Source organism: Mycolicibacterium houstonense (assembly GCF_900078665.2).
Classification (GTDB): Bacteria; Actinomycetota; Actinomycetes; order Mycobacteriales; family Mycobacteriaceae; genus Mycobacterium; species Mycobacterium houstonense.
This window is the reverse complement of the sequence record NZ_LT546207.1, coordinates 1,362,931-1,371,221: the sequence shown is the minus strand read 5'-3', so window position 1 is coordinate 1,371,221 and position 8,291 is coordinate 1,362,931. Positions and strand designations below refer to the sequence as shown.

The window sequence follows — 8,291 nt, the reverse complement described above, 5'->3', positions numbered from 1 at the left end:
CTCGCCGCCGCGACCGGTATCGCGCCGGTCGGTCGCGGCAACGCGGGCTGGCTGCAGCGGCTGGCCGACGGATTCGCCGACCCCACAGGATGGTTACCGCATCCCGGCGTCCGGATGGTCGCGTTCGACTACCAGCGCGGCGAGCGCGTCGCATTCGGTGCCCCTGACGCTCCGACCGCCACTGCAGGAGAGGCACTACGCGCGTCTTGGGCCGTGCCGGGCTGGATGCCCCCGGTCGCGATCGGCGACCGGCATTTCGTCGACGGCGGTGCCGCATCGACCGCCTCGGTCGACCTGATCGCCCGCGACGAGGCTGACACCGTCTACCTGATCACCCCCATGGCATCCGAAACCGGCACGCGGGCACCGGGTTTCGGTGGTGTCCTGGAGCACCGTTTGTTGCGCCGGACGATGTCGGCCGGGCTGGACCGGGAAGTCGCGGCGGTGCGCGCTCGCGGCACGCAGGTGATCGTCATCCGTCCCGACGCAGCCGACCTCGCCGGCCTCGGTGCCCATTTCATGCGCCGGGGCCGACGACGAGAGGCCTTCGAGGCATCGATGCGCACCGCGCCCGCCACCGTGCGCCGGGCTCTGACCCTCAGTGAGGAGGTCCGATGAGCCGCGAGGTACGTATCGTCGTCATCGGCGCCGGGATGGCGGGCATCGCCACCGCCTACACCCTCAAGCAGGCCGGGTTCACGAATTTCACGGTGCTGGAAAAGGGTTCGGACGTCGGCGGCGTCTGGCACTGGAACCGGTATCCGGGACTCACCTGCGACGTGCCGTCACAGATCTATCAGTTCTCCTTCGCACCCAAACCGGATTGGAGCCACATCTGGGCCTCCGGTGACGAGATCCAGCGCTATCACCGTGACGTGGTCGAGCAGTTCGGACTCGACGCGCATCTGCGGTGCAACACCGAGGTCACCGAGGCCCGCTACGACAGCACGGCCATGACGTGGACATTGACGACCGCCGGCGGCGATACCCTGACCGCCGATTTCGTCGTCTGCGCCACCGGTGTGCTGCACCACCCGTTCGTCCCCGACATCGCCGGCATGGACACCTTCGACGGACCGATCGTGCACACCGCCCGTTGGGATCCCGAACTGCAGACCGCCGGTCGGCGCATCGCGGTGATCGGCACGGGATCCACCGGCGTCCAGGTGGTTTCGGCACTGCAACCGCACGCCCGGTCGGTGCTGCACTTCGCCCGCTCGCCGCAGTGGATCCTGTGGGCACCGATGTCCATCCGGCAGTCGGCGGTGGTCGCCAAGGTCCTGGACCGGCGCCCGGGCTGGCACGACTTCCTCTTCCAGCGGCTCCAGTGGGCGGCCGGGATCCTCGCCGACGTGGTCACCACACCATCGTGGCGCCGGCGGCTCGTGCAGTCCTACGCCCGATGGAGCCTGAAGGTCCAGGTTCGCGACCCGGCACTGCGCGCGAAACTCACCCCGGACTATCAGCCGCTGTGTAAACGGCAGGTGGTCTCGGGCACGTACTACCGCGCCATCAAGCGGGCCAACACCGCCCTGATCGACGATCCCATCCGGGAGTTCACCCCGACCGGGATCCGCACCGCCGACGGCACTGTCCACGACGTCGATGTGGTGGTGCTGGCCACCGGATTTCAGGCCCACAACTACATGCGGCCGATGACGGTCGTGGGTCGCGACGGCATCACCCTCGACGACGCCTGGGTCAAGGGCCCGCGGGCCTATCGCATGACGGCGATCCCCGGGTTCCCCAATCTGTTCACGGTGCTCGGGCCGAATTCCCCGACCGGCTCGATCCCGCTGCAGTATTCGGCCGAGCTCACCGCGCGCTACATCGTGCAGTGGCTCAAGCGTTTCGAGAACAGCGAACTGTCCGAGGTCGAGGTCACCGAGGCGGCCACCGACGAATTCAATGCCGCGGTTGCCGATGCACTCGGACCGACGGTGTGGAACACCGGCTGCAACTCGTGGTACCTCACCGACAACGGCACCATCGACCTGTGGCCGTTCGACCGGGCCACCCTCACCCGCATGTTGTCGGCCCCGGAACCCGCGCACTACCAGGTCAGGTGATGCTCCGGCGGTCCCGGTTCAGGCCCCGGTTCCGGCGATTCGGCGTGTTTGCCCGACGCCCCGAACAGCGCACGGTACTTTTCAATGGGGCCGGGGTTTGCGGATTGAGACACGGAGCGTCATGGATTCAACCAAATACATCGGCCGCGTCGGTGCCCTGGCGGTTGCCCTGGGCATCGGCACCGCACTGACGTCGGGCACCGGCGTGGCGTGGGCCGACGAGACAGGCGGCGATTCCGGCAAGGCCGAATCGTCGGAAGCGAGCTCACCGGGCCCCAAGAATCCGGGCGCGTCCACGACACCGAACCGCAAAGACCCCCTGTCGAACCTCTCGGAACGGGTCCGCAAGGACATCGAGACCGGTCTCGACCATGTCGGAGATGCGTTGAAGCGCACCCAGACTCGGGTGGACGAGTCACGCACCCAGCTCAGCGGCAAGACCACCAAGCCGCCACGCAAACGAAGCGCGGTGAGCACCGGCAAGTCCGATTTCAAGCGGCCCGCCCCGTCCACCCCGGCTACCGGCGAAGCCACATCTTTGCCCGAGCCGAAGAGCGACGACGCGGAACGGACGCCGCGGCCCAACCCGGTGGCCACCGCGATCAAGGAAGCGACTGAGAACGTCACGCGGCGCAGCCGTGACGCGGCCACCACCGTGGCCACCGCGGTCCCCGCCGTCGACCTGCCGGAGCGCAGCGTCGTTCCGACCGCCGCGATCAACGCAACCGAACCACCCGAGGCACCGAAGATTGCCGCGCCGCCGGTCGTGTCGGCACTGCTGGGGGTGGCTGGCCTGGCCCCGTTCGGTGCGGGCAGCACCCCGGTGGCGCCCGGCCAGTCCCCGGCGTTGTGGGCCATGATGGCCTGGACCCGAAGGGAATTCGAGCGCTCGATCAACACCACCACCAACCTGGTGTCGGTCAACGATGCCGCGTCGGTGGTGGCCGAGGGTGACATCCGGCCGATGGCGGCGGTCACGCCGAACGCCGCGATCCAGACCGACGATCTCACCCCTAAGCCTCAGGTGCCGAAGTCCCTGGCGGAGTTCACCGACAAGCTCGGGCCGGTTACCGGCCCCGGCGTCACCGACCACTGGTACGTCGCGGGCACGGATCTCGGGATCATGTGGAACAGCGGGTACGTCGACCCCACCACGGGCAAGGCGATCATCTACACGATGTTCGGCGACACCTACAGCGGCCGCGGTATGACCGGTGACTGGCGCAACAACGTGCTGTTCCGCACCAGCGACACCGACCTGTCCGACGGTCTCCAGTTCAGCGGTGCGGTCGTCAGTGTCGGCGCGAAGTACCCCGGCGATCCTGCCGGAGTGCATGATTGGTACGGCACCGGCGGNTCGCAGTATCTGTACTACAACCTGTCCTACTGGGGCGATTACAACGTCCAGTTGATGCGCACGGACCTGGCGTCGATGAAGACGGTGTCGGTGTAGGCCATGCGCCCGATGACGGTGTTGAGTGCGGCGGCCCTCACCGTGGCCGCCGCCCTCGCCACGAGTGCCTGCGCGCGGGCCGAACCGGAGCCGGTGCCGCCCGGTCCCCCGGAGACCACGGCGCCCCAGGCCGATGCCGCGTGCGCCGAAAGTCAATCCGGCGCCCTGACTCTCATGGGTGACGGTCCGGCCGGCAACAATCGGCGCCTACTGCAGTGCAGTGGCGGGACATGGAAACCGTCCGATGATCCCTATCCGTCGTCGAACCGATGGCTGACCACCGGGCCGCTGCTCATCCTGCACGGACAGGGCCGCCGGAACCCCGAGGCCAAAGCCGGCACCTGGACGGGCAGTCCGCAGACCACCGAGGCCCGGTGCGGTGTCGAGGTCGTCGACGTGCTGGGTGCCGGGAAGACGTCCGAGCCGGTGACGTTCACCGGCGAGCCGGGCCGGCCGCTGACCTTCGAGGTGAGCGATCACATGTTCACGGTGAAGCTCAGCGGCTACTGCCTGTGGCAGCGCGGCTGAGCGGCAGGCGTCCGGGTCAGCCCACTCCCCGGCTCAGCCAGGAGGTCTCGGCGCCGTCACCGCCGTTGCGGTAGGGCTCCAGCGACTCGTCCCACGCGGTGCCCAGCACGGTGTCCAGTTCGGCGGCCAACATGTCGGCGCCGCCGGCCATCAGGGCACGCAGCCGCATCTCGCCGACCATCACGTCGCCGTTGGCGCTCATCGCGCCGCTCCACAAACCGAGTTGGGGGGTATGGCACCAGCGGTGCCCGTCCACTCCGGCGCTGGGATCCTCGGTGACCTCAAAGCGCAGCACAGACCAGGAGCGCAGGGCATTCGCCAACTGCGCCCCGGTGCCGACGGGCCCCACCCAGTTGGTCACCGCGCGCAACTGGCCAGGCATGGCCGGTTGCGGGGTCCACTTCAGGTTCGCCCGCGCCGACAGGGTCGACGACAACGCCCACTCCACATGCGGGCATACCGCCGCGGGTGAGGCATGGATGTAGACCACGCCCGTCGCCGCGTCGGCGAACTGGTTCGACGCACGCATCTGCTACTCCTTCGGCTCACGAGGGACGTCTTCCCCAACGACCTGGTGATTCCGATCGAGCATGCAGTTGTGTGTGCCGCGCGTGTCTATTGTGCCTTGTGAGACTGGTGTTGCGCTAGTCTGTCCCGTTTTCTCTCAGCACTCCATCAGATATGGCCGGCCACAGCGGGTAGGTCCAGTCACCGAAGTTCCGGTCGGTGAGCACCACCAAGGCCAGGTCAGCGGCCGGATCGACCCACAAGAACGTGCCCGATTGCCCGAAGTGGCCGAATGTGCGCGGCGAGTTTGCCGACCCCGTCCAGTGCGGGGATTTGCCGTCGCGCAACTCGAAGCCGAGCCCCCAGTCGTTCGGGCGTTGCGCACCGAATCCCGGCAACACTCCGTCGAGCCCCGGAAACTGCACCGTCACCGCGTCGGTGTGCAACTCCTGCGAGACCAGCGCGGGCCGCAACAACTCACCGGCGAACACCGCCAGATCGGCGACGGTCGAAACCGCCCCGAACCCCGCCGCCTGCGCCCCGCCCGACAGTACGGATGACGACATCCGCAGCGGCTCGAACACCGCCTGGGTGAGATAGCTGCCGAACTCGATGTCGGTGGCTTCCTCGACGGCGCGGGCCAGCAGTTCGAATCCGTAATTGGAGTAGATGCGACGCTGCCCCGGCCGCGCCAGGATGTCGGCCGACTGCATCGCCACACCGGAGGCATGGGCCAGCAGGTGGCGGACTGTGGAGCCGGGTGGACCCGCCGGGGTGTCGAGGTCGACTGCCCCCTCCTCGATCGCGATCTGCACGGCCCGGGCCGCCAGAGGTTTGGTCACCGACGCCAGGGCGAACGTCTTGGCGGTGTCGCCGTGGGAGGCCAGCACGCCGGACGGGCCGACCAGCGCCGCGGCGGCAGAGTCGACGGGCCAGTCATCGATCACCTTGAGGACATCGGCAGCGCTCATCGGGCCCAAATCTATCGGGCCCGCCCCAGACTCCCGGACAGCAAGTCCTCGACCATGGCCGCTGCGACCGCGTCCATGTCGGCAACCAGCCGACGCAGGCCGACCACGCGCTGCAGGAGTTCGGGTCGACCGGCGTCCGCGCCCGCCGCCAACCGGTGCACGTCGCAGACCGCGCGGTACGCCGACTCGCTGGATTCCGATTCCGTGGCGTCGCACCACTGCTGCATGGACTGTGCCCAGGACGCCAACCGCACGCCGTCGTCATGGCGTCGCGCCAGCGTCAGCGCCCGGCGGTATACGTCGCCGGCCCACTCCACCGGCACGGGCTCGTCGAGCACCGGCAGCAGCACCTCGTCCAAGGTCTGAAACCCGGCCGCGTCGCCCGCGGCGACGGCGGCCATGCCGTCGAGCGCGCGGGCCAACGTCGTCAGGGCGGCATCATTCAGTTGACCGGCGATCGCGGCCAATTGGTTTGCCGCCCCGGTGAATTGCACATGGTCACCGGCGTCGGCCGCGGTCACCGCGACCAGATATGCCAGATACCCGTGCGCGGCGGTTTCGGGCACCCCCTCGAGCAGGGTCCTGGCGCGCTGGGCCCAACTGGCGGCGAGCGGCAGATGGCCGCGGGCCAGCCAGGCCAGGCCGAGCTCGGCGGCCTTCGTCGCGGCCAGTACCGGATCGGTACGCAACAGCCGGGTGTGTACCTGCTCGTTGATGCGTACGGATTCGCGACCATGCCCCTGCCGCCACGCGACCGAGGCGTATACGGCAAGATCATCGGTGTCGAGGGTCTGCACGCGGGCGACACGGCTGAAGGATTCGTAGCTGGTGCGCCAGTCATTTCGCCGAAATGCCGAGCGTGCGACCGTCAGCAACTGGGTTCGATCGTCGACCACAACCCACGGTAGCGCGGGCATGCGCGACGGGGCCGGGATTCGGCGGACGACTCGAGACTCCCACCCAGCGGACACCTGTCCGGTTTGCATTAGGTTATAGGCATGAGCCAGACGGTGCGTGGTGTGATTTCTCGGTCCAAAGGTCAGCCGGTCGAGCTGGTCGACATTGTCATCCCCGATCCGGGTCCCGGCGAGGTGGTGGTCGACATCATCGCCTGCGGCGTGTGCCACACGGACCTGACCTACCGCGAGGGCGGCATCAACGACGAATACCCGTTCCTGCTCGGCCACGAGGCCGCGGGCACCGTCGAGGCCGTCGGCGAGGGTGTCACCCACGTCGAGCCCGGCGACTTCGTGATCCTGAACTGGCGTGCCGTGTGCGGCGAGTGCCGCGCGTGCAAGCGGGGCCGCCCCAACCTGTGTTTCGACACCCACAACGCGTCGCAGAAGATGACGTTGACCGACGGCACCGAACTGACGCCGGCCCTGGGTATCGGCGCGTTCGCCGACAAGACGCTGGTGCACCAAGGTCAGTGCACCAAGGTGGATTCCGCGGCCGACCCCGCGGTGGCCGGCCTGTTGGGTTGCGGCGTGATGGCCGGGATCGGCGCCGCGATCAACACCGGTGCGGTGACCCGCGACGACACGGTGGCGGTGATCGGCTGCGGTGGCGTGGGTGATGCGGCGATCGCCGGTGCCGCACTGGTCGGCGCTAAGAAGATCATCGCGGTCGACATGGACAACAAGAAGCTCGACTGGGCCCGTGATTTCGGCGCCACTCACACCATCAACGCCCGGGAACTCGACGCGGTCGAGACCATCCAGGATCTCACCGACGGCTTCGGGGCCGACGTGGTGATCGACGCGGTCGGGCGGCCGGAGACCTGGAAGCAGGCCTTCTACGCGCGTGATCTGGCGGGCACCGTGGTGCTGGTCGGTGTTCCGACCCCGGACATGACGCTGGAGATGCCGCTGGTCGACTTCTTCTCCCGCGGTGGATCTTTGAAGTCCTCGTGGTACGGCGACTGCCTGCCCGAGCGCGACTTCCCCACCCTGATCTCCCTGTACCTGCAGGGCCGGCTGCCGTTGGAGAAGTTCGTCTCCGAGCGCATCGGCCTGGACGCGATCGAGGATGCGTTCCACAAGATGCACTCCGGCGAGGTGCTGCGGTCCGTGGTGGTGTTGAAGTGACTGCCAACATTCAGCGCGTAGTCACCAGCGGCAAGTTCGAACTCGACGGCGGCAGTTGGGACGTCGACAACAACATCTGGATCGTCGGCGACGACAAAGATGTCGTGGTGTTCGATGCGGCTCACACCGCCGCCCCGATCGTCGAGGCGGTGGGAGGTCGCAACGTCGTCGCGGTGGTCTGCACCCACGGCCACAACGACCACATCACCGTCGCCCCCGAACTCGGCGCGACGCTGGACGCCCCCGTGCTCCTGCACCCCGCCGACGAGATGCTGTGGCGAGCCGTTCACCCGGACAAGGATTTTCGCACCGTCCAGGATGGCCAGGTACTGCGCGCCGGCGGCATCGAGCTGCACGCGTTGCACACTCCGGGCCACTCCCCCGGATCGGTCTGCTGGTCGATCCCGGAGCTGGGCGCGGTGATCTCCGGCGACACCCTGTTCCAGGGCGGGCCCGGTGCCACCGGGCGGTCGTTCTCGGACTTCCCGACGATCCTGGAGTCGATCTCCAAACGGCTCGGCATGCTGCCCGGTGAGACCGTGGTCTACACCGGCCACGGCGACACCACCACGATCGGCGACGAGATCGTGCACTACGACGAATGGGTTGCGCGCGGGCACTGACGAGGAGGAAGAGCCCAAACGGCCCGGGCATTAACGCTTGCGACGGCAAGTGA

General features: G+C 68.1%; 9 protein-coding genes. 6 read left to right on the top strand and 3 right to left on the bottom strand.

From position 1 onward, the window contains the following. From BN4332_RS06875 to BN4332_RS06860, 4 genes are all read left to right on the top strand, one after another. Positions 1-618, top strand: a 618-nt coding sequence (locus BN4332_RS06875) for a patatin-like phospholipase family protein (protein ID WP_338066752.1), incomplete at its 5' end; no start/stop codon positions are given. Further along, positions 615-2,069, top strand: coding sequence for a flavin-containing monooxygenase (locus tag BN4332_RS06870; protein ID WP_066897771.1), 1,455 nt, complete (start codon positions 615-617; stop codon positions 2,067-2,069). The genes BN4332_RS06875 and BN4332_RS06870, both read left to right, overlap by 4 nt. A gap of 121 nt (positions 2,070-2,190) precedes the next feature. After that, positions 2,191-3,522, top strand: coding sequence for a DUF4185 domain-containing protein (locus BN4332_RS06865; protein ID WP_066897770.1), 1,332 nt, complete (start codon positions 2,191-2,193; stop codon positions 3,520-3,522). A 3-nt stretch (positions 3,523-3,525) separates the two neighbouring features. Next, on the top strand, positions 3,526-4,050 hold the full coding sequence (locus tag BN4332_RS06860) for a hypothetical protein (RefSeq protein ID WP_066897769.1): 525 nt from the start codon (positions 3,526-3,528) through the stop codon (positions 4,048-4,050). A gap of 16 nt (positions 4,051-4,066) precedes the next feature. Here BN4332_RS06860 and BN4332_RS06855 read toward each other — a convergent pair whose 3' ends face one another. The 3 genes from BN4332_RS06855 to BN4332_RS06845 form a co-directional block, all read right to left on the bottom strand. Next, the gene (locus BN4332_RS06855) at positions 4,067-4,579 is read right to left on the bottom strand and encodes a DUF3145 domain-containing protein (protein ID WP_066897768.1); all 513 of its coding nucleotides are present in this window, start codon (positions 4,577-4,579) and stop codon (positions 4,067-4,069) included. Positions 4,580-4,694: 115 nt separating this feature from the next. After that, positions 4,695-5,528 carry a serine hydrolase domain-containing protein gene (locus BN4332_RS06850; RefSeq protein ID WP_066897767.1) on the bottom strand — a complete coding sequence of 278 codons (834 nt, stop codon included), beginning with the start codon at positions 5,526-5,528 and terminating at the stop codon, positions 4,695-4,697. Positions 5,529-5,539: 11 nt separating this feature from the next. Then, entirely contained in the window at positions 5,540-6,424 is an 885-nt protein-coding gene (locus BN4332_RS06845) for a chemotaxis protein CheY (RefSeq protein WP_235654036.1), read from the bottom strand. A 102-nt stretch (positions 6,425-6,526) separates the two neighbouring features. On the opposite strand from BN4332_RS06845, the gene BN4332_RS06840 reads away from it, so the two are divergent. Both BN4332_RS06840 and BN4332_RS06835 read left to right on the top strand, forming a co-directional pair. Then, entirely contained in the window at positions 6,527-7,615 is a 1,089-nt protein-coding gene (locus BN4332_RS06840; protein WP_066897765.1) for an S-(hydroxymethyl)mycothiol dehydrogenase, read from the top strand. After that, complete coding sequence (locus BN4332_RS06835) at positions 7,612-8,238, top strand: MBL fold metallo-hydrolase (RefSeq protein WP_066897764.1); 627 nt, start codon at positions 7,612-7,614, stop codon at positions 8,236-8,238. Before BN4332_RS06840 ends, BN4332_RS06835 begins: the two co-directional genes overlap by 4 nt. The last annotated feature ends 53 nt before the right edge of the window (positions 8,239-8,291 follow it).